Origin of the sequence: Chryseobacterium aahli, from assembly GCF_022699665.1 — a bacterium.
Lineage (GTDB): Bacteria > Bacteroidota > Bacteroidia > Flavobacteriales > Weeksellaceae > Chryseobacterium > Chryseobacterium aahli.
In genome coordinates, this window is the sequence record NZ_JALDNB010000011.1 from 116,091 (window position 1) to 142,210 (window position 26,120).

The following is a 26,120-nucleotide window of genomic DNA, read 5'->3' on the forward strand; positions in this document are numbered from 1 at the left end:
AATTGATTTGCTATTAGAAGTAGTTTTTATATAAGTAAAAATGGAATCCTGAAATTGTAATGTTTCAGGATTTTTTCTGATCAATCTCCATCATTCTAAATTTTACCATTTTTTCAATCAGATCTAAAGGCAAGTCTTCCTTCATCGGAAACTGAACCGCACCTTTTGAAAATTTATATTTTCTTTTCTCAAAATCATTTTCAAAATGTTTGATGGCATCGGGAAGCGGATAAAATCCGATGTGATTTTTATAAGCAGCAAAATAGACTAACGGCTTCTCATTATGCTTAAAAGCCGGCATCTGATAGCCAATATATTCTTCCAAATCAGAAATTAAAGAGTGAATGAACTCCCGCAATTGCTCAAGTTTTTGCTGAGTTTCTTCTGGAAAAAGAAGAAAATATTCTTCAAAATTTTTAAATGTGTTTTTCATCAGATAAAAATAAAAAAAAGCATTGAACTGGACATTCAATGCTTTCACTTTCACTATTACTTTTTTTCCCATTTATAGTCCCGGGACAGGTTGTAAGAAAAAAGGTCGGGAAAACCTCCCGACCTTTATATTTTATACTACTCCCTGAGCAAGCATTGCTTCTGCTACTTTTACGAATCCGGCGATGTTTGCGCCTTTTACGTAGTTCACATAGCCGTCTTCCTCTTTACCGTAGTCTCTACAAGCTTTGTGGATTCCGATCATGATCTCTTTCAGTCTTGCATCAACTTCTTCTGAAGTCCAGTTCAATCTGATTGAGTTTTGAGTCATTTCAAGACCTGAAGTGGCAACACCACCTGCGTTAGAAGCTTTCCCAGGAGAGAACAAAACTTTATTTTCAAGGAAATAATTGATTGCGTCTAATGTAGAAGGCATGTTCGCTGCTTCGGTTACACAAAGACATCCGTTTTCTACCAACATTCTTGCATCTTCTAAGTGCAATTCGTTTTGAGTCGCAGAAGGGATGGCTACATCACACTTCACTTCCCAAGGACGTTTTCCGGCGTGGAATACCGCAGATGGATATTTTTTAGCATAATCTTCGGCTCTGTTGTTTCCTGAAGATCTTAATTCTAATAAATAATCGATTTTTTCTCCGTCGATACCGTCTTTATCATAAACATAACCGTCCGGACCAGAAAGGGTAACTACTTTTCCACCAAGTTCTGATATTTTTTTGATAACTCCCCAAGCTACGTTTCCGAAACCTGAAACAGTAACTGTTTTATCTTTAAAGGTTTGTCCGATAGTCTTTAACATCTGCTCAGCGAAGTAAACAACACCGTAACCTGTAGCTTCAGGACGGATTAATGAACCTCCGTAAGCAAGACCTTTTCCGGTAAGAACTCCTGTAAATTCGTTTCTGATCTTTTTGTACTGACCGAATAGATATCCGATTTCTCTTGCTCCAACACCGATGTCTCCCGCAGGAACGTCAGTCTCAGGGCCAATGTGCTTACATAATTCTGTCATGAAAGCCTGGCAGAAACGCATTACTTCCATATCAGTTTTTCCTTGTGGGTCAAAATCTGAACCTCCTTTTCCACCTCCCATTGGAAGAGTAGTCAATGAGTTTTTAAATACCTGCTCGAAAGCTAAGAATTTAAGTACAGAAAGGTTTACTGTAGGATGGAAACGAATTCCTCCTTTGTAAGGTCCGATGGCAGAGTTCATCTGAATTCTGAAACCTCTGTTTACTTGGATTTCTCCTTTATCATCAACCCATGGAACTCTGAAAATAATAATTCTTTCAGCTTCAGCCATTCTCTCAAGAAGCTTCATGCCGGTATATTCTTTTCTGGTTAGGATAAACGGAATTACAGTTACAGCAACTTCTTTAACTGCTTGTAAGAATTCCGGTTCGTTAGGATTTTTCGCCTCAATTTTGGAGATAAATTCCTGAATTTTCTGGTCAATATTATATTGTTCCATATTAGATAGGGTTGAATATTATGTCAACAAATTTAATTTTTTTTTCAAGATTCACAATAGCTTATTTAATATTTGCTGATAATTCAATAATAATGGGATGGAATATTATTAAATTGATAATTTTAAACTAAAGTTTGTTAAAAATTAAATGTTATATGTGAAATAATGAAATATTAAGAAATCGTTAATTCTTATATTGCTAAAAATTGTCTCCCGGAAAATGATTTTACTTTTCCCAAAAGCTCCAATTCTAATATTACCGGCAGTATTTTGTGTGAAGCCACTGAAATTTTTTCTGCTAAATCATCCAAAGAGACGTGTGGATTTGCTGCAATATTTTGATATATTAATTCTTGACTTTCAGATAATTGAACTGAAATTTCACTGCGTGGAAAAAGTTCTTCAATTTTCTCTTTTGGATCATTAAAACCAACCAAATCAAGTAAATCTTTAATCGTAGAAATGGCTGTCGCTTTATTCTGAAAAATAAGATGGTTGCAACCTTGGCTGTATTTGTCAGTAATCTTTCCGGGTAAAGCAAAAACGTCCCTGTTATAGGTGTTGGCAAATGTTGCGGTACTGATTGAGCCTCCGCCGAATGCTGTTTCTACCACAATCGTAGATGGAGAAATTCCGGCAACAATTCTGTTTCTTTGAATAAAGTTTTCCCGGTCGGGCTTTCTTGAAGAATTAAATTCGGTAAGCAATCCTCCGTTTTCTTCAATTATTTTTTCTGAAAGTTTTCTGTTTTTTGAAGGGTATAAAGTATGAAAACCATGCGCCAAAACTCCAATCGTGGGAATCTGAAGTTTTAATGATTGCTCGTGAACTTCCTTATCAACACCTAAAGCTAAACCGCTAACGGAAATAAATTGATGTGATTTTGCTTCTTCGAAAAAATCTTCGATAAACTTTTTGCCGTAAGCTGTAATATTTCTGGTTCCAACTAAACTTATCGTTTTCAAATTGTTGTCAAAATTTCCTTTCTGGTAGAGAATTGCGGGTGCATCATCACATTCTTTGAGCAGAAAAGGAAGTTCATTTTGATGCCGTAGATTGATTTTTATGGAATTTTTTTCGCAAAATAAAAGTTCTTTTTCAGCAAATTTCAAATGCTCAGGATTTCCAATGTCGGAAACTGTTTTTGTGCCGATTCCGTCGGTTTTGCTGAGTTCTTTTTTTGCTGACTGCCAAACATTTTTTGCGCTTCCGAAACTTCTGACAAGTTTGAAAAAATTAATATCACCTATAAAATTACACTCGCGGAGAGCAATAGAGTAGAGATGTTCTTCAGAATACATTTGTGTGTTATTTTATTCAAATGTAGCAAATTAGGATTTATTTTCGTCGTAATTCTTCCAAATGATCCCAAATATCTTCATTTTTTTTGTAGGGTAATTCTAAAAAGTCATCAGGATGGTTTTCTTTGTATTCCTGCCAAAGCTTGTCATCTTTTTCACTATAATAATTAGGAAATTCCCAAATGAATCTCTTCTTTTTATCACCTACATTTTTAAATATAAAGGCAAGGATAATTCCTACAACAGCTCCTGATAAGTGAGCCTGCCATGATATTTTACTTGGCTCCTGCATATTATAAAAAAGCTCTTCCGGAAACATTCCCCAGATCAAACTTCCGTAATATAAAACAACCAGAAGGGAAATCGTAAGTAACGTCATATTCCACTTAAAAACACCACTGAAAAATAAGAAAAATGCAAGAACATAAACAACTCCGCTCGCTCCGATGGTACAGGTGTATGTGTATTGACCAGTCATAATATCAATTGGTGGAAGAGCCCAAAGTAAAAGTCCTGTCGCAAGCCAGCCAATGATAAAAACTTTATTGGCGACCAAAGGATAAAACTGATATAAAAGGCACATTAAAACGGCAATAGGAATGGAGTTGCTTACGATATGATCAATACTTCCGTGAAGTAAAGGCGAGGTGATAATCCCAAGCAAACCTTCTGGTAACAAAGGAATAATCGCTCCGAAGCAACTTGTAAAAAAGCCCTGCATCTGTAGAAAATATCCCAACCACATGGCACCCAGCATGAGCAGAGGATTGATGATCGCGTTTTTGTGAATTACATTTTTAAACATACCTGAAAACTGTCAAATCAAAAGCCAAGTATAAATTTCGGAAAATTTGTCGATGATTTTTATTTTTTAAAAATATTTAAGACAGAAAGTAATGTTTTTGAAGTTTTACTGTTTTAAAATCATGACGTAAAGTGTTTGATTATAAACCTCTGAAAACGTGTAAACTTGGTGTTTCACATTATATTCCTATTTTTGCATTTGGAAAAATTGAGATTTATGAAAAAGATTTTCGTTTTACTTTTTATGTATCTGAGTGTACATTCATTTGCGCAGGTTGTCATCAGTGACTCTGCAGCCGTTGATACCATAAAAAAACCAAGACACTGGTCTGTCATTGCAAAAAACAGCGTCATGTTTAATCAGGCAGCATTCTCTAATTGGGTTGGTGGTGGAGCTAACAACGTAGGATGGTTAGCTAGTGCAAACTATAATCTTGTTTATGAAAAAGGCCGTCACCTTTGGGAAAATATCATTATCCTTAATTACGGACAAAATACAACCAAAGGTGTCGGGACAAGAAAAACTCAGGATGTTCTGAATATTTCCACCAACTACGGGCGACAGTTTTCAAAGAGTTGGTATGTTTCTACTGGTGCGAGTTTACTTTCGCAATTTTCAGGTGGTTTTGAGGATGGAAATAATCCTGAAGCTAAGAAAATTTCAAACTTTATGGCTCCGGGATATGTGAATGCCGGTTTAGGGATCACTTACAGACCGAATGATAATCTTACGGTTACGCTAAGACCTGCCAATGGTAGATTTACCTTTGTTTTAGATAAAGAATTGCAGCTTGCAGGAAATTACGGTTTAAAAACTGACGGAGATTTTTTCTTGATGCAAATAGGTTTCCTGGGTTCAGCAATTTATAAAGTGAAATTGATGGAAAATATTGAAATGACCAATACTGCGTCGATATTCTCGAATTATCTAGAAAACCCTGATCACATGGTGTTATCGTACAATATGCTTCTAAATATGAAAATCAACAGATTTGTATCATCCATTGTGACTTTAGATTTGATGTACGATCACAATCAGATTCAGAAAACGCAGCTGAAGCAGACTTTAGGAATTGGCTTTGCCTATAATATTGATAATGGTGTGAAACGTTCCGACAGAAAAGACAGCCAGTGGTGGCTTAAAAAATAGATTTAAAAAATCATTATAAAAAGAGAAAGCACTTCAATTGAGGTGCTTTTCTTGTTTGTAAATTAATATAGATACCACTTGTGTTAGGGTAATCTGTTATAAATGATAAGATTGCGATTTATTTCTTGTAATAGTGTATAATTTTTTATTTATCTTGGATATACATTTAAAAATAAATTTATCATGAAAAAAATTCTATTACCACTCTCCGTTTTTTTTGGAATGGCTGTTTCCGCACAAGATTCAAAAACAGATGCAGCAATCGCTGATACTACAAAAGCATGGTCTATTCAGGGACAAAATACTTTAATGCTCAATCAGGCTGCCTTTTCAAATTGGGTAGGCGGTGGAGCTAATAATGTGGGCTGGCTTGCAGGTGCTAACTATAACATGACTTATGAAAAAGGAAAAGATTTATGGGAAAATATTATCATTCTCGGTTACGGACAAAATAATACGCAAGGCGTTGGAAATAGAAAAACTCAAGATGTCATTAATCTTTCAACCAACTATGGAAGAGAGTTTGCAAAAAGCTGGTATCTTTCTGGTGGAGCGAGTTTGCAAACGCAGTTCGCCGGAGGTTTTGAAGACGGAAATAATCCTGATGCAACGAAAATTTCAAACTTTATGGCTCCCGGCTATGTAAATGTTGGCGTTGGGGTTACTTATCGTCCCAATGATAATTTTACAATGACTTTACGCCCTGCCAATGCTAGAATTACTTTTGTATTAGATAAAGAACTGCAGACAGCCGGAAATTATGGGTTGAAAAATGATGGTGATGCTTCGTTATTTCAATTTGGTTTCTTGGGTACCGCAGTTTATAAGTTGAAATTGATGGAAAATATTAATCTGACCAATACAGCTTCTGTTTTTTCAAATTATTTGGATCATCCTGAAAGATTAGTACTTGCATACGGTGCAGTATTGAATATGAAAATCAATAAATATATCTCATCAAATATTACTGTTGATGTATTGTATGATCATAATCAGATTCAGAAAACCCAGTTAAAACAAACTTTAGGTGTTGGGCTAGCATACAATATTGATAATGGAAAAAAGGCTTCTGATAAAAAAGAACAACAGTCTTGGATGAAGAAATAAGAAAAGTTTTCAGGATAAAACCTAAAAAAGCACTTCAATCGAAGTGCTTTTCTTTTATGTATTCAAATGGAAATTTAAAATTCCATTGTAACTTCAAGTTTTTCGGCTAAAAGTTGCTCGATTTTTACTTTTAATGGCTCAATGTCGATATTCTGCATTGCGTCATTGGCAAAAGCGTAAAGCAATAAAGCCTGAGCTTCTTTTTTAGAAATACCTCTTGCTCTCAAGTAGAATAAAGCATCTTTGTTCAACTGACCAACAGTACAACCGTGAGAACACTTCACATCGTCTGCAAAAATCTCTAATTGAGGCTTTGTGTCAATCGTAGCTCCTTCGCTCAATAAAACGTTATTATTTTGCTGATAAGCGTTGGTTTTCTGAGCGATCTTGTTTACAAATACTTTCCCATTAAAAACTCCGTGAGATTTATCTTTGAAAATACCTTTGTAATTCTGATAACTCTGACAGTTTGGAGTATTGTGGTGAACCGCCGTGTGGTGATCGACCAACTGATCTTTCCCGATAATCGTGATTCCGTTCATGAAAGAGTTGATATTTTCTCCGTTATGAATAAAATCAAGATTGTTTCTGATGATCTTTCCTCCGAATGTAAACGTATTAACCGTCGTTAAGCTGTCTCTTTCCTGTTTTGCGAAAGTATGATCTACCAAATAAGAAGTATCGCTGTCATTCTGAATTTTGTGCCAGTCTGCTTTAGCATTCTGATACGTGAAAATTTCAGTTACCGAATTTGTAAATACAAAACTCTTATCAAAATTATGATGACTTTCAATGATTTCTACTTTTGCTCCTTCTTCTACAATCAATAAGTTTCTTGTATTGTAGAATGTGTTTTCTTCCTGATTTTGAGAAAGGTAAAAAACGTGAATCGGTTTTTCGATAATCACATTTTTCGGAACTTTCAGGAAGAATCCGTATTTGCAATATGCTTGATTTAAGTTCGTAAAAGCTAAATCTTTTGCGGCAATCGTATTAAAATATTTATCGAAAACCTCTTTATGATTCTCATCATTCAAAGCATAGTTGAAAGATAAAAATTCTGCATTTTCGATAGAAATGTTTGAAAGCTCTTTGCGAAGCTGACCGTTTACAAAAACAATCCAGTCAAAATTTTCTTCTCCCAAATGCAGCTCATCAAGCTGTTCTTTGGTGATGTTGTGACTTTCTTTCGGGAAAAAATTATAATCTTTCTCCGTGATTTCTTTGATGTTGGTATACTTGTATTCTTCGTCTTTCTTGGTAGGAAAACCTTTGATTGCAAATTTCTGAAGCGCCGTTTTTCTGTCGTCATCTAAAAATCTATGACGCAGACTCTCCAAAAATTCACTGTGATTTTCTATTGTTTGATCGTATAAAGCCATTACTGATATTTCGGCCATCACACCTTTATTATAAATTTAATTTGTATCAATATCGCAGTTTTTCACTGCCTTTTCGACTAAGGATTGATAAAAAACTTAACCAAAAATATTTTATTAGTTAAGCAACCAGTCGTAACCTTTGCTTTCCAATTCTAAAGCTAAAGATTTGTCACCTGTCTTAATGATTTTTCCGTTCGCTAAAACGTGTACATAATCAGGCTCAATATAATTCAGCAATCTCTGATAATGCGTAATCAAAAGAACTGCATTTCCTTCGTTTTTAAACTGGTTCACACCGTCTGCAACAATTCTTAATGCATCGATATCCAATCCAGAATCGGTTTCGTCAAGAATCGCCAATTTAGGATTCAGCATCATCATTTGGAAAATCTCGTTTCTTTTCTTTTCACCTCCCGAAAAACCTTCGTTCAATGATCTTGAAAGAAAATCTTTTTTAATTCCTAATTTTTCAGATTTCTCACGAATCATAGCCAACATTTCTTTCGCAGGCATATCTTCCAATCCGTTTGCTTTTCTGTTTTCGTTTAAAGCAGCTTTAATGAAATTCGTCACAGAAACTCCCGGAATTTCTACCGGATACTGAAAAGAAAGGAAAATTCCTTTGTGTGCTCTTTCTTCAGGAGCATCTTCAATAATGTTTTCACCTTGAAAAAGGATTTCTCCTTCCGTTACTTCGTAATCTTCTTTTCCTGCAATCACAGAAGAAAGAGTAGATTTTCCCGCTCCGTTGGGTCCCATGATCGCATGAACTTCGCCCGGCTTGATTTCAAGATTGATACCTTTTAATATCTGTGCGCCATCTTCAATTCTGGCGTGTAAGTTTTTAATGTTTAACATATATTTTTAATTTATCGCAAGGTTAGACAAAGATTTTTATTTGTCTCCTATGTTATCTTTAAAGATAAACAAAGGCGCTAACGCTTAGCGAGGAAATACTATTTCTTTTTTTAATATTTAAATTTCATCAAGATTGTTTGCTATTCTTCTAACACCGTCCTTAAAAAGTTGAGAATTAAAATTTAAAAGCATCCCTAATTTAAAATTTCCGACTCTCAAATAATTTTTTAACTGTAAAGCATGAAAATTATTTAAGCTTTCTACTGATTTAATTTCTAAAACGACTTTATTTTCAATCAACAAATCCATTTTGAAAGCTTTTTCTAAAATAAGTTCTTCATATTGGATATTCAGGAATTTCTGTTTTTCAACTATTAATCCTTCTTTCCGTAATTCATAAAATAAACAATCTTCATAAATGGTTTCAAATAAACCAACACCTAATTTTCTATGAATCTTTAATCCGCTTTCAAATACAATCTTTGAAATCTCATTTTCTGTCATTTGTTTGTTTTTCGCAAAGATACAAGTTGAAAATTAATTTCGATTGTATTTCTTTCCTAAGCGTTAGCGGCTTAGTTTATCTTAAAATAAGCGATTCGCTTTTAAAAAAAATCTTTGTTTTACTTTGCGATAAAATCAAATTACCCCACAGAACCTTCTAATGAAATCTCCAGTAACTTCTGAGCTTCAATGGCAAATTCCATTGGTAATTTATTTAAAACTTCTTTACTGAAACCATTCACAATTAAAGCAATTGCTCTTTCGGTATCGATACCTCTCTGATTACAGTAAAAAATCTGGTCTTCACCGATTTTTGAAGTGGTAGCTTCGTGTTCTAGCTGTGCAGTAGGATCTTTAATTTCAATATAAGGGAAAGTATGCGCTCCACATTCGTTACCCATTAATAATGAGTCACATTGTGAGAAGTTTCTGGCTCCTTTTGCAGAAGGCATCACTTTTACCAATCCTCTATATGAGTTTTGAGATTTTCCTGCAGAAATTCCTTTCGAAATAATTGTTGATTTTGTATTCTTACCGATGTGAATCATCTTTGTACCTGTATCGGCATACTGATGATTGTTGGTTACTGCGATAGAGTAGAACTCACCAATAGAACCATCACCTTTCAAGATACAAGAAGGATATTTCCAAGTTACGGCAGAACCTGTTTCTACTTGTGTCCATGAGATTTTTGCTTTTGTTTCGCACAATCCTCTTTTGGTTACAAAGTTGAAAACTCCACCTTTTCCTTCTTCATTTCCTGGGTACCAGTTTTGAACCGTTGAATATTTAATTTCAGCATTATCCATCGCAATCAATTCAACAACCGCAGCGTGAAGCTGGTTTTCGTCTCTTGACGGAGCTGTACAACCTTCAAGATAAGAAACATAACTTCCTTCATCTGCAATCACAAGCGTTCTTTCAAACTGACCTGTTCCGGACTGATTGATTCTAAAATATGTTGACAATTCCATAGGACATCTTACCCCTTTTGGAATATAGCAGAAACTTCCGTCAGAAAATACTGCGGAATTCAATGCTGCATAAAAGTTATCGCCTCTAGGAACCACTTTTCCAAGATATTTTTTTACTAAATCCGGATGATTTTTAATCGCTTCGGAAATTGAACAGAAAATAATTCCTTTTTCTGCTAAAGTGTCCTGAAAAGTTGTTTTAACAGAGATAGAATCTATTACAATATCAACTGCAACATTTGAAAGCCTTTTTTGCTCTTCAATATTGATTCCCAATTTAGCAAAAGTTGCCAATAATTCAGGATCTACTTCATCTAAGCTTGCCAATTCTGGCTTGGCTTTCGGTGCAGCGTAATATTTAATTGCCTGAAAATCTGGTTTTGTGTATTTGATGTTTGCCCATTCAGGCTCTGTCATTTTCAACCAGATTTTGAAAGATTCCAAACGCCATTCTGTCATCCATTCCGGTTCTTCTTTTTTAGCAGAAATAGCACGGACGATGTCTTCGTTTAGACCAATTGGGAAATCTTCGTAATCGAGTATCGTTTCCCAGCCGAATTCGTATTTTTTATTTTCTAAATCGACTCTTAAGTCGTCTTCAGTATATTTACTCATTTTAATAGATTTTAGAGATTAGATTTAAGATTTAGAGTATTCTAAATCAGTACTTCCAATGTCTAATTATAAGCTAAAACTCTCACCACAACCACACGTTCTGGCTGCATTAGGATTGTTAAAAACAAATCCTTTTCCATTCAATCCACCTGAGTATTCGAGGATAGTACCTGCTAAATAAAGAATAGATTTTTTTTCTACCACAATTTTGATGTTATTGTCTTCGAAAATCTGATCGGCATCTGTTTTTTTGTTGTCAAAACCCAAAACATATTCCAAACCAGAACAACCTCCGCTCTTTACCCCAACTCTTATATAATCTTCTGCCGGATTAAAACCATCTTCTGTCATCAGTTGAATGGCTTTTTCCTTAGCATGATCTGAAACTTTTATCATTGTATTTATTTAGAATGATTTAATCTTGCAAAAATACGAACTTTAATCAGTAAATAAAAATCGTCGTTTTTATTTTATCGATTTTTATCATCGATGGTTTAACTTTGATGCATATTTAAAATCAAAACTATAAATCAGGAAAATAATGAAAAAATTAGGCATTCTTGCTGTAGTCTTGCTTGCACAGGCTACTTTCGCACAGACCAACAGATTTGTTTATCAGGTAACTTCAAAACCAGATGTCAATAACAAAACTGATATTAAAACTGAAAATGCATATTTAGATATATCAGCAGAAAAATCTATGTTCTATTCTGAAAACAGGATTAAAAGAGATTCTGTAATGAAAGCCAATTTTCAAAGCGGTGGTGCGAGAGGTTTTAATAGAGAACAAATGGAAGGTTTGAGAACGAATATGAATTATTCCATTGAAAAAGATAAAAAAAATCAGAAAACCTTATATAAAGATCGTTTGGGAAGAGATCAATATTCATATGAAGAAGATCGACCTCTGAATTGGAAAATTTTATCTGAAACCACTAAAATTGGTGAATATAAAGTACAGAAAGCAGAAACTGAGTTTGGCGGAAGAAAATGGACGGCATGGTTTACAACAGATTTGCCTTACCAAGATGGACCATATAAATTCAGCGGACTTCCAGGTTTGGTGGTGAAAGCAGAAGATGCTAATGGAGATTATTCTTTTGATTTAATGAAAAATTATAAAATTGCTGATTTTCCTGAAATGACTACATTCGGAAATGTTATTAAAGTTAAAAGAACTGATTACATAAAGCAGCAGGAAAAATATAAAAGCGATCCCGCTTCTTTTATGAATAGTCAACGTGGCGGCGGAATTTCTCCTCCAATGAGAACCGGAGGTGGTGGTGGAAACCAAAATCCTGCAGAAATGAGAAAGCGAATGGAAGAAAGAGCTAAAGAAGAAGCAAAAAGAAACAGCAATCCGATTGAACTGAAATAAAATAAAAGGTCTGAAGAAATTTTCTTCAGACCTTTTTGTTATCTTAAAAGTTGATTAAAGGTATCTCCTTGTTTGATGTCTCCGGAGTTGTATCCTTTCATAAACCATTCTTTACGTTGTGCTGATGAACCGTGAGTAAAACTTTCCTGATTCACGTAGCCTTGTGATCTTTTCTGAATATTATCGTCACCTACAGCTTCTGCTGCTTCAACTGCAGATTCTAAATCGCCCGGTTCAAGAAACTTTTCTCTTTCGTTAGAATATCTAGCCCAAAGTCCGGCATAGAAATCAGCCTGAAGTTCAGTAGCTACAGAAACCTGATTAAGCTGAGCTTCAGAATATCTCCCGCTTCTTCTTAATTGGTCTGTTTTATCTAAAGTTCCTAGAAGATTTTGTACATGATGTCCCATTTCGTGAGCCATTACATAAGCAATGGTAAACTCGGTTACTTTAGCCCCGAATTTCTCCTGAAGTTCTTGGAAGAAACTCATATCCATATAAACAGATTGATCGGTTGGGCAATAAAATGGTCCCATTGCGGACTGTGCTTGTCCACAACCGGAATTTGTACCTTCTCTAAACAAGACAACTCTGGCTGGTTTGTATTGCATACCGTTTTCGGCAAAAATTTTAGTCCAAGTTTCTTCGTTTTCAGCGGTAATCATTTTAACGAATTCCCCCACTTGCAGGTCTCCTTGACTCAGTTCTCGCTGCTCGGTTCTTGGTGATGAACTTCCACTTGAAGAAAGAATTGCTGAGGGATCTCCTCCAAGAAAAAATACGATTGCAGCAATGATGATTGTTCCTAAACCGCCTCCTACAATTGCGCCACCGCCGCCGCCGGATCCTCGTCTGTCATCTACGTTGCCACTTCTGTCGTCTGTCCATTTCATTTGTTTGTTATTTTTATATGTAAATTTAAAATATTAAATAATATTTTTGTCAAAAATAACAATTAAAGTGAGAAAAATTCAAATTGCTCTTTTGCTTTTAAGTTTAATGAGCGTCACCGCTTGTAGTGACGGGGAATCCAAGGAAGATGAAGTGGAAAATGTCGATAAAAAATCTGCCATCGAAACCGAACTTTCTGTGCAACATATTGATACGGCAGATGTTTTAGTTACAAAGCACAAAATTTGGAAAAACAATAAACTCTTTAAAGAAATTATAAAAAGAGATACCATTCCGAGTTTGGGAGATACTTTGCAGATTGTGGAAGATGAAAGTGGTAACGAGCACAATGCTAAGGTGAAAAAAGATTACGAATTTTATATAACCGTGCAGTAATGAAAAAATCAAGTTCTATAAAATTGCTTTTTGTCACAGGAATTCTTGCGGCTTGTTCTCAGGAAAAACCAAAAGAAGAGTGGGGGAAAGAAAAAAAGGTTTACATGAGATCAGATTCTACAGCATCATATTCAAGATCACATGGTTTTATGGCTGGTTTACTGTTATATCATGCATTCCGTCCTTATGGTGCTTACAGCAACGGCGCTTATCAAAGAGCGGGATATTACAGTGATGCCATCAGTACCAAATCGAATATCGGCAGAAGTTCTTACAAAGGAAATGTTGTGAGAGAAGGATTGGGTAGAAGTGGTTTCAGAGCATCGTCGTAATTATGAAAAGAATACAATCACAATTCCGGAAAAACTGGGAACATAAGCTTGAAAACTTAGGCTTTGGCTATCATTCGCTGGAAGGACTTTACTGGGATGAAAGTCATTATTATGAGTTTTCGATGGATGAAGTCAACCAGATTGAACATGCAACAACCGAATTGTGGCAGATGTGTCTTCAGGCTGTTGATTATATTATTGAAAAAAATCTTTGGGACAAATTTAATATTCCTGAATGGTTTAGAAATTATATTATTACAAGCTGGGAAGAAGATCATCCTTCGATCTACGGAAGATTTGATTTTGGTTTTGATGGTGAAAATTTGAAACTTCTTGAATTTAATGCAGATACGCCGACCTCTTTATATGAAGCTTCGGTCATTCAGTGGTATTGGCTACAGGAGATGTTTCCGTACAAAGATCAGTTCAATTCAATTCATGAAAAACTAGTTGATTATTGGACGTATCTTAAAAAATACATGAATCCGCATTATATTTATTTTGCTTCATTAACCAATATTGAAGATGTAACGAATGTGGAATATTTGCGGGATTGTGCTACACAGGCAGGTTTCGAAACCGAATTTATTCCCATACAGGACATCGGCTGGGCAGAAGATATTCAAGAATTCATTGCAGAAGACCGAACAATCATGGAATATATTTTTAAATTATATCCTTACGAATGGATTCTGCAAGATGGTTTTGGCGAAAAGTTAATCAGTAATAATTTCAGATCTCAATGGATGGAGCCGGCATGGAAAATTCTGCTTTCCTCAAAAGCTATTTTACCAATCCTATGGGAAATGTTCCCCAATCATCCCTATTTATTGGAATGTTATTTTGAACCAAAACATTTGAAAGATTTCGTTAAAAAACCAATTTATTCAAGAGAAGGAGCCAACGTTAGTTTATTTAAAAATAATGTTGCGATTGAAGAGAATGATGGCGATTACGGAAAAGAAGGTTTTATTTATCAGCAGTTATTTGAACTTCCAAACTTCGACGGAAATTATCCTGTCATAGGAAGTTGGGTGATTGGTCAGGAACCTGCCGGAATTGGGATCAGAGAAAGTTTACATTTGATTACCAATAATCAAAGTAGATTCGTTCCTCATTTGATAGACTCTAATAAAATTTACATAAAAGAAAAGGAGCTGTAAAAATCAGCTCCTTTTTTATTTCAATAGTTTCTGGTTTATTTCCCAAAACCGATGTTTCCTTTTTTATCAGAAAGATTTCTTTTAAAATTAATCATGCTTAAAGCTGTTACTGCTGCTTCAACCCCTTTATTTCCAAGGTCACCGCCGCTTCTTGCGATCGATTGTTCTTTAGTGTCATCTGTCAAAACACAGAAAATAGTTGGAGTATCTGTCAAGATATTACAGTCTTTAATTCCCTGTGCGACTGCGTCACACACAAAATCAAAATGCGGAGTTTCTCCTCTGATGACACATCCGATAGCGATTACCGCATCGAATTTTCTTTCTTTACAAAGCTGCATGCTTGCATAGTTTAATTCAAAAGCTCCCGGAACGGAAAATAATTTGATGTTTTCAGACTTTACACCTTCTTTCTCAAGAATTTCTAAAGCCGCATCACGTAGATTATAAGTTACAAAGTCATTCCACTCAGAAAAAACAATGCCGATAGAAAAATCCTCGGCATTATTTATATGAAGTGGCTTGTAATCTGAAAGATTAACTGTTGCCATGTTAGTAATATTTAGTCATTTCAATATAAGAATCAGACATTCCGTTGTCGTAGTCCTGATATTTTTCGTCAATTGCTGCGAAATATTTTTTAGCTTCTGCATTTTTCTTCATTCCCAAAGCAACGATTCCTGCTTTTCTTGTGAAGAAATAAGAAGTATAAGGATCGTCTGAAGCTGAAGCCGCTTGGTCTAATAAAGATAACGCTTCGTCATTTTTGTTAAGACCAGATTTTGCATCTGCCATTGCGCCATATTTCATTGCCATCAATGTCTTGTTATCAGAAGAAAATTTATCTAAAAGATCAAAAGCCTCCTGGAATTTTCCTTCTTTAAATTTCAATAAACCAGCATTGTAAGCAGAAAGTTTACCGATTTTAGTTGAAGAATATTCGTTGTACGTTCCTAAGTAACCAGGATTTGCAGCAGATTTTCCACCTAAAGCTTCTTTATCTTTACCTTCTGTAAGGTTTTTCTGAGCAGCTAAATACGTTTTTACCGCTTCAGCATTCTTTGGAGCTACCACAAATTGCTGGTATCCGAAATAAGCTAAAACTCCTACAACTAAACCAATAAAAGCAGCACTTAATGGTTTTTGATATTTTTCTAAGAATCTTTCTGTGTTTAGAGCCTCTCTGTCAAGGTCTTTAAAAAATTCTACTGTTTCTTTACCTTCTTGCTCATTTGGAGCATTTTTTCCCAATTTTGCCATAAATTCTTAAAAAATTGAACTGCAAATTTAATTGTTTCTGAGTGATTTACAAAATACTTTGCAGGTATTATTAAATGAATTGTAATTTCTTTATTTTTCCATTAATTTTTCTATGATTTAAATAAAAGAATTAATGATTGTAAATTTTTAATATTCTAAAGTATGATAAATTTCCGCATCAAATTTCTTGAGCTTTTCTTCACCTTTTAGATCTTTTAAACCAATCAAAAAACTAAACTGAACGACTTTTGCTCCTTGCTTTTCAACCAATTTTGCTGCTGCTTCTGTAGTTCCTCCTGTTGCTAAAAGATCATCATGAATTAAAATTCTCTGACCTTTTTTGATCTGGCCTTCACGGGTTTCAATTTCTGCACTTCCATATTCCAAATCATATTTTTCTGAAATGATAGGTGGCGGAAGCTTGCCTCTTTTTCTGATTAAAATAAACGGAACATCCAAAGCTACTGCGATGGCAATCCCAAAAAGATAGCCCCGGCTTTCAATTCCGCAGACAGCATCTACTTTTCCTTTGCTGAATTTAACCAAATCTTCAATAACTTCTTGGTAAAGTTTTGGATCCAAAAAAATAGGCGAAATATCTTTGAACTGAATTCCGGGAATTGGAAAGTCTGCGATATTTTCAATCGTGTTTTCCAATTTTTGTATCAGTTCTTGTGATGCCATTTTTTAAGGATTGATTTTATAACTTGAAATTTTCCATTCTCCGTTGACGCTTTTCAGTCCAAAAGTCGCTTTTAGAGAAGTTGTTCTTCCGTTTTTATCCGTCACGTCGTACGTTGCATTTACACTTGCAGCGTTAGGATTTGTGGCATTTGTTGTAATGTTCTTAACACTCACATTTTTTACAGCTCCAAAGCCTGATGTCGGGTTTGAGAATGATTCATAGGTTCCCCAGCTTGGGTTACTTGACGAATCAAATGCTGCTTTTAAATTTTGCGAGCTTACATTATTTAAAAATTTGCTTACTGTATTTTTCGGATCAGCTGTTGGTTGCTTTGGCTGAGTCGGTGTAGTAGTATTTGGATCTGTAACAGTACCAGTTGTTCCTGTTGGATTAGCCGGGTCAATTACTGCGTTCGGATCTTGTACCACCATTGTTGAATCTGTTTTTGGAACTTCAGGAACTTTCAATGCATTAGGATTTACATCCAATCCGATTTTAGACATTTTGAAAGTCTTCGCTGTTGTTTTTACAGAAACCGTGATGTCAATTTTATTGTCAACAATTTTAGATGCCAATAAAGATGAAAATCTAAGATTAAAACCTCTGAAATTATTATCCAGCATCAGATTTTTAGCCGTTGAAAGCTTCACACCATTGCTGAAAACTTCTAAAGTAGTTTCTAAAGCTGCACCATTGAAAACAATTGGTCTTCCTGCATTATCCACCAATCTAGGAATGATTTGTATAGCTGTCGGTCCGTTTCCGGCATCACCGCTTAATTGAGTTACAATATTTAGAGAGTTTGCTTTTACATCATTCGGGTCGCTTTCTTTTGCCGTTTCATCACCGAAAATATTCATTTCTCCTAATGATGGTGGAGCTGTACTTGCCCACTCAATACCGTTTTTTTGAGCCACCTGATCTGCCATTGATAAAATCTCCGGAACTTTTTTTCCATCAATCAGCTGTCCTAAAGCTTTCAACTCATTCACATCACCTTCAGCTTCTACACCGAAAGTTTTTAGAATATACAAAGCTTCATTAAATTTGATTTGTTTAATGGTTGTAAGGCTTGATGCCATGTCATTGATGCTCGATTGTAAAGTCTGAGTCGTAGTTGCATCGGCATGGTCTTTTTTACAAGCTGTAAAAAGAAGCAAACTAAATAGCAGTAGAAAAGTTACCTTTTTCATTTGTTTATGGTTTGATGCAAATTTAGTAAAACCTTTATGAATACAGATTTTTTATTTTTTGTTTTCTTTTTCCTTTAAATCTTCTTTGAAGAATGTACTAAAAATGGTCTGCATATTCGGGAACGATGCATCCTGCCAATACTTGGTTTTGTAGTTGCTGACGTTTTTGTCATATTTCACTTTTTCTACATCATTTTTATCACTAAAATCTAACTCTGTAGGATGGAAATTTCTGTAAACGATAACTTGGTTATAATCTGGCTCAGTTTTATGTTTCAGTTTGATGAAGGCAATTTCATTTGATTCTAATAAATCTCTTAAAGTTTTCTTTGAGTCTTTTTCGTAGGAAATATTAATGATTCCTCTTACGTCAAAGAAACGGTAGCCAAAAAACGCGAATTCTTTTTCCTGTAGAGCTTCGCCGGTAATTTCGATTTCATCTTTCGTTGTTCCTTTAAGTTCTTTTACTTTTGTATTTTTTTGTTTGTATTCTTCGATGTTTCCTACACTTTTCAATTTTGGGAGATCAAGAAACGAATTGTAATCCCAAGAACTCATTTCTTTTTTCTCGTTTTTAGCACCTTCTAATCTGAAAATTCTATACTGCTCAATATTTGTGCTTTTTACTTTTTTGGTTTTATTATCGAAAACGTAGGTCACGATTCCATCTACATAACAGTTTAATTTATTGTTTAAAGTAACATAAGCATTAAAGTTTCCTTTTACTAAAACATATTTTGCAGGTTTATTGTTTTTGATGACAACGGCTTCAATATCTTTTACTCTGTCATTTAGTTTTACCACATCTTTAACCAATTCTGCATAAGAAAATGCTCCAAGTGATATATTCTCATAGACTAGTTGAAATTTTTCCTGTGATGGAGTTAATGTTTTTCTTTCAATTTTTCCGTCAATGTCAGAATAGGCCACAATGCTTCCATCTTTTCCGAATACGGAAACTTTAGGTAAAGGTTGGTTTGTTTTCTCTGAAAGGAAAGTTGTGGTTTGTGCGCTTACAAAGTTGAGCAATAAAATAAATAGCAAAGAGAGCAGTTGAGTTTTTTTCATGGCTTATTATTTAGGTTTATTTATTATTAAGACAACGAATTTTAGAAAAGGTTGCCTTAGATTACAAAAAAAAGACTGATTTATTATAAATCAGTCTTTTAAAGTTTTATTTTGTTACAAGTCCTTAGAAAGGATACTCATAAATTTCAGATTCGTGAAGGTAAGGATTACCTGTCGGAATTAATTTCAATTTAGATAATGCAGACATTACTGTGAAGATAAATAATCCTGCAACAAATAATACAGATCCCAATACTAATAAAAGTACTTCTGGAGTGTTCCAATATGGACCAACTGTTCCCGGCATTACCATATTAAAGTAATCTAATAGGTGACCTAAGATTACGACAACAGCCATAATAGTAACCACTTTGTAGTTTCTCTTGATGCTAGAACTTACCAATACCAATAGTGGTAATAAGAAGTTGATGATCAACATCGGCAAGAAAGTAACTCCGTAGTGTTGGAATCTTCCAAAGAAGTAATTTACCTCTTCCGGTACGTTTGCATACCAATATAGCATAAACTGTGCGAACCATGTGTACGTCCAAAGCATACTTGTAGCAAAAAGGAAAACTCCTAAATCATGCAAGTGATTGTCATTGAACTGTGGCAAGAATCCGTTTTTCTTAAGATAAACACTTAGTAAAATAATTACTGCGATACCACTTGAAAGACAACTAACCATAGAATACCAAATGTACATTGTAGAATACCAGTGAGGGTCAATAGACATCAACCAGTCCCAAGCCCAAGCTGCAGAAGCAAACCCGAAGAATGCGATATATCCTACTGCCCATCTGTAAAGGAACTGATACTCAACCAAAGATTTTGTATCATCTACTTTTTTAGACTGTGCTTTCAGTTTCCATGCGAAGAATGAAGCCCCGATTACGTAGATCAAAGTTCTGATTGCATAGAAAGGAATATTTAAGAATCTTTTCTTTTCAAATAAGATCACATCAAAATGAGCTGAATTAGGATCTGTCAAATCCGGATCCATCCAATGGAATAAGTGACCTTGGTGGAAAATATTCAATAACATTAATATTATTAAGATAGCTCCTCCGTAAGGAATATAAGAAGCAATAGCTTCCATTACTCTTGTAATAATAATTGGCCATCCTGCGTGAGCTGCGTGCTGAATACAGTAGAAAAACAATACCGCACAACTTACTCCGAAGAAAAACACTGCTACAAAATGAATTGCTGCTAAAGGTTGGTTATGAACCTGCATTGTAGCATGTTCAAGATGTGAAGCGTGATCCTGAGGTCCTATCATCTCACTAGAGTGAGTAGGTGCATCGTGACCTGCAGAGTGTACTGCCTCCATCATATGTTCTATTTTTTCTTGAGTCAATCCATGATTCATGAAATAACCAATTCCAAATAGAACTAAACCTACAACAAGAAGTATTATAGAAGTTGATTTTAATTTTGGTGAAAAACTATACATTTCTTTTCTTATTTTTTAGTTGCGGTAGAATCTGTTTTTGCTGCTGTAGCTGAAGCTGCTGCTGCTGCGGGTGCGCCTTTTTTGAAAGCGTTGATCACATACATTGCAACTCTCCATCTGTCTCCAGCGTTCAATTGCCCTGCATAAGAACCCATTGCATTTCTACCGTTAGTTAATACATAATGAACAGAACCTACAGTGATTTCTCTGTCTGCATAATTTGGTACACCTGAGTATGCTCCGCTTTGAACGATTGGCCCTTGTCCGTCACCACCAGTTCCGTGGCACGCTGAACAAGTACGATCAAATAACATTTTACCTCTTTCGATATCTTTCGCAGCGTTAGCAGGATTCAAAGGAGAAGAAGTTAATGATTTTGAAGCATCATAACCTGCGTTATACTCATCCGGATTTTTTGGAAGTTTACCTTCTTCAAAAACACCGTCTTTATTTTGAGCAACAGAACCTTCTACTGGAGAAAGACCTGTAGCACCATTATTTTTAACAAATGCAGGAATCTCATTTTCATGATCTGAATATGCATCCTGAGCTTTCATCAAAGGATCGTAAGCTACCGGAAAGTACATATCCGGGAAATATACCAATGGTGTATTTTCTTTCGGTCCGCAAGAATTAAGTAAAACTGACGCTAAACCTAAAACTGCTGTAATTTTTAGTACATTCTTTTTCATTTTAAGCATCTTTAACAGTTATTTCTTCAACTCCCGTATCAACAAGCAGCTGCTTAATAGATTCTACATCTTCAGTAATAAATTCCATCATGAATTTATCATCTGTAGTTCTTGGATCTGGGTTCTGAGCCGGAGCACCAGGATACATTTTGTTTCTAACTAAGAAAGTTAGAGACATCATGTGTGCTGCACAGAATACCATTAATTCAAACATTGGAACTACAAATGCAGGCATGTTTCTGGACCATTCAAAAGCTGGTTTACCACCAATATTCTGAGGCCAGTCATGATTCATAACGTACCAAGTAACTGTTGCGCCAATACTTACACCATACAAAGCGTAGATAAATGCAGCATCAGAAATTCTTGTTTTCTTTAAACCTAAAGCTTTATCTAGCCCGTGAACAGGGAATGGAGTATAAACTTCGTTTATTGCGATTCCTTTATCGTTGAATGCTTTAACTCCGTTCATTAGATCGTCGTCGTCCGCATAAAGTCCGTATACAATTTTAGTGGTGCTCATCTCCTTCTTTTGCTTTATAAGTTTCACCTGAGATTTTCAAAATCGATTTTAATTCGGCCTGTGCGATTACAGGGAATGTTCTTGCATATAATAAGAATAATACAGAGAAGAATCCGATAGTTCCTAAGTATACACCTACGTCGATAATGGTTGGTTTAAACATCGTCCAAGATCCTGGCAAGTAATCTCTTGAAAGGTTGATAACGATGATGTCAAAACGCTCAAACCACATACCGATGTTGATGATCAATGCGATAACAAATGTTGCAATAATATTTGTTCTTATTCTCTTGAACCAAAATAATGCAGGAATAATCAAGTTACATGTAATCAATGCCCAGAAAGCCCACCAGTACGGTCCTGTTGCAGCACCCGGAGAAAGATAAGTAAAATCTTCATATCGAGAACCAGAGTACCATCCGATGAAATATTCTGTTCCGTAAGCTACCGTTACCATACCACCTGTTAAGATGATTACGATGTTCATAATTTCAATATGATACATTGTGATGTAGTCTTCTAAGTGACAAACTTTTCTAGCGATCAACAATAGGGTCTGTACCATTGCAAATCCTGAGAAGATTGCTCCTGCAACGAAGTAAGGAGGATAAATCGTAGAGTGCCATCCTTTAATTACTGACGTAGCAAAGTCAAAAGATACCGTAGTGTGTACCGAGAATACTAATGGAGTAGCCAAACCTGCCAATACCAAAGATAATTCTTCGAATCTCTGCCAGTGTTTCGCTTTACCACCCCAACCAAAGGCAAGGAATGTATAAATTTTCTTAGTCCAAGGAGTTTTTGCTCTGTCTCTGATCATTGCAAAGTCAGGAATCAATCCCATAAACCAGAATACTGTTGATACTGAGAAATATGTTGAGATTGCAAATACGTCCCAAAGTAGAGGAGAGTTAAAGTTCCCCCAAAGAGAACCAAACTGGTTAGGAAGAGGGAATACCCAATATCCTACCCAAACTCTACCCATGTGGATAACCGGGAAGATTGCTGCCTGTACAACTGCGAAGATCGTCATCGCTTCCGCTGAACGGTTTACAGACATTCTCCAACGCTGTCTAAATAATAATAATACTGCGGAGATAAGTGTTCCGGCGTGACCGATACCTACCCACCATACGAAGTTGGTAATATCCCAACCCCAGTTAATAGTTCTGTTAAGCCCCCATGCTCCAATACCTGTCCCGATAGTGTAGGCGATACAGCCGAATCCGTAGATGAATAGAACTAAGGCTGCATATAGTGATACCCACCATAATTTTCCTGCTCTTTCTTCGATAGGTCGTGCAATATCTTCTGTGATATCGTGATAAGTTTTGTGACCAATAATCAGAGGTTCCCTTATCGGAGCTTCGTAATGTCCTGACATTTTTTACCTATTTATTATTTAAACTTTAATTTTCTGCTCTGTTTCTTACTTTAGTGTGATAGAACACATTTGGTTTTGTGCCAATCTCTTCAAGTAAATGATATCTTCTGTTGCTAGAATATAATTCTCTCACTTCAGATTCTTTGTCATTCATGTCTCCAAACATCAGTGATCCTGTTGAACAAGCCGAAGCACAAGCTACTGAATTTTTAAATTCATTATCTGTTACTTTTCTGTTTTCCTTCTTAGCATTTAAGATGGTTGCCTGAGTCTGTTGGATACACATTGAACATTTTTCCATTACCCCTCTTGTTCTTACAACAACATCCGGGTTAAGTACCATTCTTCCTAAATCGTTATTTTGATTAAAATCAAAACGGTCATTCAGGTTATATGTAAACCAGTTGAAACGTCTTACTTTGTACGGACAGTTGTTTGCACAATATCTAGTACCGATACATCTGTTGTAAGCCATGTGGTTTTGACCTTGCTTACCGTGTGAAGTAGCCGCTACCGGACATACCGTTTCACATGGAGCGTGGTTACAGTGTTGACACATTACCGGCTGGAAGATCACATCTGGACTTTCATTTGGTTCAATCAAGATGTCGTACAATTGAGGAACATTTAAGCCTCTTTCAACACCTTCTTTAGTCTCGATTTTTTCTTTTGCAGAATAGTAACGGTCAATTCTCAACCAGTACATATCTCTAGACATTCTGATTTCTTCTTTCCCTACAACAGGAACGTTGTTTTCTGCCTGACAAGCAATAATACATGCTCCACAACCAGTACAAGAGTTCAAGTCAACTGATAAGTTGAAGTGAGGACCGTCTGTATCATCAAATGCATCCCAAAGGTCAATTTTACCTGCTGGTAATGCACCGCTGATCGTATGATATTCCAATGGCTTGTTCCATCCATGGTGTTCATCATCAAATGCTACATTTAAGTATTCCGTTAACGGAACTTCTTTAGCAATATCATAACGACCCATTAGAGTGTTTTGAAGCTGAATACCTGCAAACTCGTGGCTTTCACCTGTTTTTTCTATTTTAACATTAGAAATAACAAGGTTAGAACCATCAAATAAAGGATAAGCATTTACCCCAGTATCTGCAGTTGCTCCTGAATCTTTTTTACCATAACCAAGCGCAAGACCTACTGATCCGTCTGCTTGTCCCGGCTGAATAAATACAGGAACGTCCTTTATCGTTACTCCATTTACTGTAAGATTTACAATAGAACCGTCTAACTGCATTCTTGCATTCAGGTCATTTTCTATACCTAAATCTTTCGCATCTTTCGGAGAAATCGTTAAGTAATTGTCCCAAGACATTCTTGTCAATGGATCTGGTAATTCCTGCAACCAAGGATTGTTTGCCTGAGTTCCGTCACCAATTGAAGTCTTTGTATACAAAACTAATTCTAAATCTGAAGCTTTAAAGTTTCCTAATTCAGCAACAGCCTGTGCAGCGTTTCCGCCAACGTAAGATAAAGTAGTTGCATTAGTAGAAGCTACTATACCATTATACAAAGCTTTATTGAATGAAGTCCCACCTAAAACAGAAGCTGAATTCGCTTTTAAATAATCGTAATAATTGTTTGCTGCGTTGTTCTTTCCGTTTTTCCAAACCAATAGAGATTCTTCAATCTGTCTTGATTTGTAAATTTTCTGGATCGTTGGCTGCATTAATGAATAAACTCCAGACTGAGGCTCAATATCACCCCAAGATTCTAGCCAGTTAGCTACCGGAATTACAGCTTTCGCTGCTTTATACATTTCGTTTTTCTTGTCTGCAACAGCAATAACATAAGGAACTTTAGCTAAAGATTTTTTGAAATCTTGTCCTTTGTGATGAGAATAAATCGGGTCAACATTGTTTGTGATTAAAACACCAACTTGTCCGCCATTTACCCATCCTAAAAATTCCTGGAATCTTGCTTTGTCAAACTCTTTTAAGAAGTTTGCTTTACCAGTGAAAGCTACTGAACCTAGTTTTTGGTTGATTAAGTGAGCTAAAACCTGAGCACCTTTAGAACCGTCAGCGAAAACAACAGCTTTGCTTCCTTTTGCTGATAATTCTTTAGCAAGTTCGTTAGCTAATTTATCTGAAGAGCCACCTCCAACAATTGCGTTGTAAACTTCAACCAAAGTTTTGTTTACAGCACTTGGCTTTAATCTGTATCTTGAATCTGCATTAGCTCCAGTCAATGACATGTTTGATTCCACTTGAATGTGTCTCAACATGTTTGCTCCCGGCTTTCTTGCTGCAGCGTAAGAAGTCTCTAAACTTGCTGCATTGTATTCTCCTAAGAAATCTGCCTGGAAAGCAACCACCAATTCAGAACCTTTAAGGTCATAAACAGGTAAAGCTCTCTGTCCGAATACTTCCTGTGCAGCATCCAAAGAAGCAGCGTAAGGAATTGCATCATAAGTTACCAGTTCAGCGGTAGGATATTTAGCTTTAAATTCAGCAAATAGTTTTTTGAATGTAGGTGAAGCAAAAGAGTGAGATAATAAAACAATTCTTTTACCTGAAGCTTTAGCCTCTTCTAAACCTTTGATTACAAAATCATCTACTTTATCAAAAGTTTCGTCTTTCCCTTCAAACTTAGGCTGCTTTACTTTATCGTTATCATAAAGAGAAAGTACACTTGCCTGAGCTCTTGCGTTAGTTTTACCTAAATCACCAGCTGCCGGATTTGGATCAATTTTGATAGGTCTTCCTTCTCTGGTTTTTACTAAAACACTTGCGAAATCGAAACCGTCAAAATATGTTGAAGCGTAATAATTAGGAACTCCCGGAATAATATCATGTGGCTTTACCACATAAGGAATTGTTTTGATTACCGGTGCCTCACAAGCTGCTAAAGTAACTGCTGCAGTAGAGAATCCTAATAACTTCAAGAAATCTCTTCTTGTTGTACTAGCATCACTTTTCTCAGCATCTCCTAAGAAATCTTCTACCGGAATTTCTTCTTGGAACTCTTTAAGAGCCAGCTTTCCGTTTAGGGAAGGGTCTTTAAGTTCGTGAATACTTCTAAATTGTATTTTGTTTGAAGCCATTTATACTTCT

General features: G+C 35.7%; 26 protein-coding genes. 6 read left to right on the plus strand and 20 right to left on the minus strand.

All coding sequences use genetic code 11. The features are described 5' to 3' along the window. Positions 1–64: 64 nt before the first annotated feature. From MQX03_RS16650 to MQX03_RS16665, 4 genes are all read right to left on the minus strand, one after another. On the minus strand, positions 65–505 hold the full coding sequence (locus MQX03_RS16650) for an iron chaperone (protein WP_242804396.1): 441 nt from the start codon (positions 503–505) through the stop codon (positions 65–67). A gap of 60 nt (positions 506–565) precedes the next feature. Continuing rightward, the gene (gdhA, locus tag MQX03_RS16655; protein ID WP_129535367.1) at positions 566–1,924 is read right to left on the minus strand and encodes an NADP-specific glutamate dehydrogenase; all 1,359 of its coding nucleotides are present in this window, start codon (positions 1,922–1,924) and stop codon (positions 566–568) included. Between the two features lie 191 nt (positions 1,925–2,115). After that, the gene (dprA, locus tag MQX03_RS16660; protein WP_242804397.1) at positions 2,116–3,225 is read right to left on the minus strand and encodes a DNA-processing protein DprA; all 1,110 of its coding nucleotides are present in this window, start codon (positions 3,223–3,225) and stop codon (positions 2,116–2,118) included. 37 nt (positions 3,226–3,262) lie between these two features. Continuing rightward, positions 3,263–4,030: a rhomboid family intramembrane serine protease gene (locus MQX03_RS16665; RefSeq protein WP_242804398.1), complete on the minus strand. Its 768-nt coding sequence runs from the start codon at positions 4,028–4,030 to the stop codon at positions 3,263–3,265. Positions 4,031–4,246: 216 nt separating this feature from the next. Here MQX03_RS16665 and MQX03_RS16670 point away from each other — a divergent pair, with 216 nt between their 5' ends. Together MQX03_RS16670 and MQX03_RS16675 are read left to right on the plus strand one after the other, a co-directional pair. Next, entirely contained in the window at positions 4,247–5,179 is a 933-nt protein-coding gene (locus MQX03_RS16670) for a DUF3078 domain-containing protein (protein ID WP_242804399.1), read from the plus strand. Between the two features lie 183 nt (positions 5,180–5,362). Then, a complete protein-coding gene (locus MQX03_RS16675) occupies positions 5,363–6,286 on the plus strand; it encodes a DUF3078 domain-containing protein (RefSeq protein ID WP_242804400.1) in 924 nt (307 codons plus the stop codon). Between the two features lie 74 nt (positions 6,287–6,360). On the opposite strand, the gene sufD is transcribed toward MQX03_RS16675, so the two are convergent. The 5 genes from sufD to MQX03_RS16700 form a co-directional block, all read right to left on the minus strand. Then, positions 6,361–7,668 carry a Fe-S cluster assembly protein SufD gene (gene sufD / locus MQX03_RS16680; RefSeq protein WP_242804467.1) on the minus strand — a complete coding sequence of 436 codons (1,308 nt, stop codon included), beginning with the start codon at positions 7,666–7,668 and terminating at the stop codon, positions 6,361–6,363. Between the two features lie 114 nt (positions 7,669–7,782). Then, complete coding sequence (sufC, locus tag MQX03_RS16685; protein ID WP_059135694.1) at positions 7,783–8,526, minus strand: Fe-S cluster assembly ATPase SufC; 744 nt, start codon at positions 8,524–8,526, stop codon at positions 7,783–7,785. A 117-nt stretch (positions 8,527–8,643) separates the two neighbouring features. Then, positions 8,644–9,030 (minus strand): GxxExxY protein, encoded by a 387-nt coding sequence (locus tag MQX03_RS16690; protein ID WP_242804402.1) that lies wholly within the window; start codon positions 9,028–9,030, stop codon positions 8,644–8,646. A 140-nt stretch (positions 9,031–9,170) separates the two neighbouring features. Further along, on the minus strand, positions 9,171–10,619 hold the full coding sequence (gene sufB / locus MQX03_RS16695) for a Fe-S cluster assembly protein SufB (protein WP_242804403.1): 1,449 nt from the start codon (positions 10,617–10,619) through the stop codon (positions 9,171–9,173). A gap of 66 nt (positions 10,620–10,685) precedes the next feature. Then, positions 10,686–11,015 carry a HesB/IscA family protein gene (locus MQX03_RS16700; protein ID WP_242804404.1) on the minus strand — a complete coding sequence of 110 codons (330 nt, stop codon included), beginning with the start codon at positions 11,013–11,015 and terminating at the stop codon, positions 10,686–10,688. A gap of 145 nt (positions 11,016–11,160) precedes the next feature. Here MQX03_RS16700 and MQX03_RS16705 point away from each other — a divergent pair, with 145 nt between their 5' ends. Continuing rightward, positions 11,161–11,997 carry a GLPGLI family protein gene (locus tag MQX03_RS16705; RefSeq protein WP_242804405.1) on the plus strand — a complete coding sequence of 279 codons (837 nt, stop codon included), beginning with the start codon at positions 11,161–11,163 and terminating at the stop codon, positions 11,995–11,997. A gap of 38 nt (positions 11,998–12,035) precedes the next feature. On the opposite strand, the gene ypfJ is transcribed toward MQX03_RS16705, so the two are convergent. Next, positions 12,036–12,890 (minus strand): KPN_02809 family neutral zinc metallopeptidase, encoded by an 855-nt coding sequence (gene ypfJ / locus MQX03_RS16710; RefSeq protein WP_242804406.1) that lies wholly within the window; start codon positions 12,888–12,890, stop codon positions 12,036–12,038. Between the two features lie 46 nt (positions 12,891–12,936). On the opposite strand from ypfJ, the gene MQX03_RS16715 reads away from it, so the two are divergent. Genes MQX03_RS16715 through MQX03_RS16725 form a run of 3 tightly spaced genes read left to right on the plus strand, consistent with a single transcriptional unit; the run spans position 12,937 to position 14,779 of the window. Beyond that, positions 12,937–13,284 carry a hypothetical protein gene (locus MQX03_RS16715; RefSeq protein WP_242804407.1) on the plus strand — a complete coding sequence of 116 codons (348 nt, stop codon included), beginning with the start codon at positions 12,937–12,939 and terminating at the stop codon, positions 13,282–13,284. Then, on the plus strand, positions 13,284–13,616 hold the full coding sequence (locus MQX03_RS16720; RefSeq protein WP_242804408.1) for a hypothetical protein: 333 nt from the start codon (positions 13,284–13,286) through the stop codon (positions 13,614–13,616). The genes MQX03_RS16715 and MQX03_RS16720 overlap by 1 nt, the downstream gene beginning before the upstream one ends. Positions 13,617–13,618: 2 nt before the next feature. After that, a complete protein-coding gene (locus MQX03_RS16725) occupies positions 13,619–14,779 on the plus strand; it encodes a glutathionylspermidine synthase family protein (protein WP_242804409.1) in 1,161 nt (386 codons plus the stop codon). Between the two features lie 35 nt (positions 14,780–14,814). Here the strand turns inward: MQX03_RS16725 and ribH are convergent, their stop codons facing one another. The 10 genes from ribH to MQX03_RS16775 form a co-directional block, all read right to left on the minus strand. Then, complete coding sequence (ribH, locus tag MQX03_RS16730; protein WP_129535355.1) at positions 14,815–15,330, minus strand: 6,7-dimethyl-8-ribityllumazine synthase; 516 nt, start codon at positions 15,328–15,330, stop codon at positions 14,815–14,817. A 1-nt stretch (position 15,331) separates the two neighbouring features. Next, positions 15,332–16,039: a YfgM family protein gene (locus MQX03_RS16735; protein ID WP_242804411.1), complete on the minus strand. Its 708-nt coding sequence runs from the start codon at positions 16,037–16,039 to the stop codon at positions 15,332–15,334. 147 nt (positions 16,040–16,186) lie between these two features. Beyond that, a complete protein-coding gene (locus MQX03_RS16740) occupies positions 16,187–16,723 on the minus strand; it encodes an adenine phosphoribosyltransferase (protein WP_242804413.1) in 537 nt (178 codons plus the stop codon). Positions 16,724–16,726: 3 nt separating this feature from the next. Further along, on the minus strand, positions 16,727–17,917 hold the full coding sequence (locus tag MQX03_RS16745) for a hypothetical protein (protein WP_242804415.1): 1,191 nt from the start codon (positions 17,915–17,917) through the stop codon (positions 16,727–16,729). A 51-nt stretch (positions 17,918–17,968) separates the two neighbouring features. Then, the gene (locus MQX03_RS16750) at positions 17,969–18,985 is read right to left on the minus strand and encodes a hypothetical protein (RefSeq protein ID WP_242804416.1); all 1,017 of its coding nucleotides are present in this window, start codon (positions 18,983–18,985) and stop codon (positions 17,969–17,971) included. A gap of 124 nt (positions 18,986–19,109) precedes the next feature. Further along, complete coding sequence (locus MQX03_RS16755; RefSeq protein ID WP_129535350.1) at positions 19,110–20,441, minus strand: quinol:cytochrome C oxidoreductase; 1,332 nt, start codon at positions 20,439–20,441, stop codon at positions 19,110–19,112. Positions 20,442–20,449: 8 nt separating this feature from the next. Next, positions 20,450–21,142 (minus strand): c-type cytochrome, encoded by a 693-nt coding sequence (locus MQX03_RS16760; RefSeq protein WP_242804417.1) that lies wholly within the window; start codon positions 21,140–21,142, stop codon positions 20,450–20,452. Beyond that, entirely contained in the window at positions 21,135–21,656 is a 522-nt protein-coding gene (locus MQX03_RS16765; RefSeq protein WP_129535348.1) for a DUF3341 domain-containing protein, read from the minus strand. The genes MQX03_RS16760 and MQX03_RS16765 overlap by 8 nt, the downstream gene beginning before the upstream one ends. Continuing rightward, complete coding sequence (nrfD, locus tag MQX03_RS16770) at positions 21,643–23,040, minus strand: NrfD/PsrC family molybdoenzyme membrane anchor subunit (RefSeq protein ID WP_129535347.1); 1,398 nt, start codon at positions 23,038–23,040, stop codon at positions 21,643–21,645. The genes MQX03_RS16765 and nrfD overlap by 14 nt, the downstream gene beginning before the upstream one ends. Positions 23,041–23,065: 25 nt before the next feature. Beyond that, positions 23,066–26,110, minus strand: coding sequence for a TAT-variant-translocated molybdopterin oxidoreductase (locus MQX03_RS16775; RefSeq protein WP_242804418.1), 3,045 nt, complete (start codon positions 26,108–26,110; stop codon positions 23,066–23,068). Positions 26,111–26,120 lie beyond the last annotated feature (10 nt).

Bases quoted from the DNA above. Each gene is read 5' to 3' on its own strand.
- MQX03_RS16650 (WP_242804396.1), bottom strand. From the start codon at position 505: ATGGGAAAAAAAGTAATAGTGAAAGTGAAAGCATTGAATGTCCAGTTC.
- gdhA (WP_129535367.1), bottom strand. From the start codon at position 1,924: ATGGAACAATATAATATTGACCAGAAAATTCAGGAATTTATCTCCAAA.
- dprA (WP_242804397.1), bottom strand. From the start codon at position 3,225: ATGTATTCTGAAGAACATCTCTACTCTATTGCTCTCCGCGAGTGTAAT.
- MQX03_RS16665 (WP_242804398.1), bottom strand. From the start codon at position 4,030: ATGTTTAAAAATGTAATTCACAAAAACGCGATCATCAATCCTCTGCTC.
- MQX03_RS16670 (WP_242804399.1), top strand. From the start codon at position 4,247: ATGAAAAAGATTTTCGTTTTACTTTTTATGTATCTGAGTGTACATTCA.
- MQX03_RS16675 (WP_242804400.1), top strand. From the start codon at position 5,363: ATGAAAAAAATTCTATTACCACTCTCCGTTTTTTTTGGAATGGCTGTT.
- sufD (WP_242804467.1), bottom strand. From the start codon at position 7,668: ATGGCTTTATACGATCAAACAATAGAAAATCACAGTGAATTTTTGGAG.
- sufC (WP_059135694.1), bottom strand. From the start codon at position 8,526: ATGTTAAACATTAAAAACTTACACGCCAGAATTGAAGATGGCGCACAG.
- MQX03_RS16690 (WP_242804402.1), bottom strand. From the start codon at position 9,030: ATGACAGAAAATGAGATTTCAAAGATTGTATTTGAAAGCGGATTAAAG.
- sufB (WP_242804403.1), bottom strand. From the start codon at position 10,619: ATGAGTAAATATACTGAAGACGACTTAAGAGTCGATTTAGAAAATAAA.
- MQX03_RS16700 (WP_242804404.1), bottom strand. From the start codon at position 11,015: ATGATAAAAGTTTCAGATCATGCTAAGGAAAAAGCCATTCAACTGATG.
- MQX03_RS16705 (WP_242804405.1), top strand. From the start codon at position 11,161: ATGAAAAAATTAGGCATTCTTGCTGTAGTCTTGCTTGCACAGGCTACT.
- ypfJ (WP_242804406.1), bottom strand. From the start codon at position 12,890: ATGAAATGGACAGACGACAGAAGTGGCAACGTAGATGACAGACGAGGA.
- MQX03_RS16720 (WP_242804408.1), top strand. From the start codon at position 13,284: ATGAAAAAATCAAGTTCTATAAAATTGCTTTTTGTCACAGGAATTCTT.
- MQX03_RS16725 (WP_242804409.1), top strand. From the start codon at position 13,619: ATGAAAAGAATACAATCACAATTCCGGAAAAACTGGGAACATAAGCTT.
- ribH (WP_129535355.1), bottom strand. From the start codon at position 15,330: ATGGCAACAGTTAATCTTTCAGATTACAAGCCACTTCATATAAATAAT.
- MQX03_RS16735 (WP_242804411.1), bottom strand. From the start codon at position 16,039: ATGGCAAAATTGGGAAAAAATGCTCCAAATGAGCAAGAAGGTAAAGAA.
- MQX03_RS16740 (WP_242804413.1), bottom strand. From the start codon at position 16,723: ATGGCATCACAAGAACTGATACAAAAATTGGAAAACACGATTGAAAAT.
- MQX03_RS16745 (WP_242804415.1), bottom strand. From the start codon at position 17,917: ATGAAAAAGGTAACTTTTCTACTGCTATTTAGTTTGCTTCTTTTTACA.
- MQX03_RS16750 (WP_242804416.1), bottom strand. From the start codon at position 18,985: ATGAAAAAAACTCAACTGCTCTCTTTGCTATTTATTTTATTGCTCAAC.
- MQX03_RS16755 (WP_129535350.1), bottom strand. From the start codon at position 20,441: ATGTATAGTTTTTCACCAAAATTAAAATCAACTTCTATAATACTTCTT.
- MQX03_RS16760 (WP_242804417.1), bottom strand. From the start codon at position 21,142: ATGCTTAAAATGAAAAAGAATGTACTAAAAATTACAGCAGTTTTAGGT.
- MQX03_RS16765 (WP_129535348.1), bottom strand. From the start codon at position 21,656: ATGAGCACCACTAAAATTGTATACGGACTTTATGCGGACGACGACGAT.
- nrfD (WP_129535347.1), bottom strand. From the start codon at position 23,040: ATGTCAGGACATTACGAAGCTCCGATAAGGGAACCTCTGATTATTGGT.
- MQX03_RS16775 (WP_242804418.1), bottom strand. From the start codon at position 26,110: ATGGCTTCAAACAAAATACAATTTAGAAGTATTCACGAACTTAAAGAC.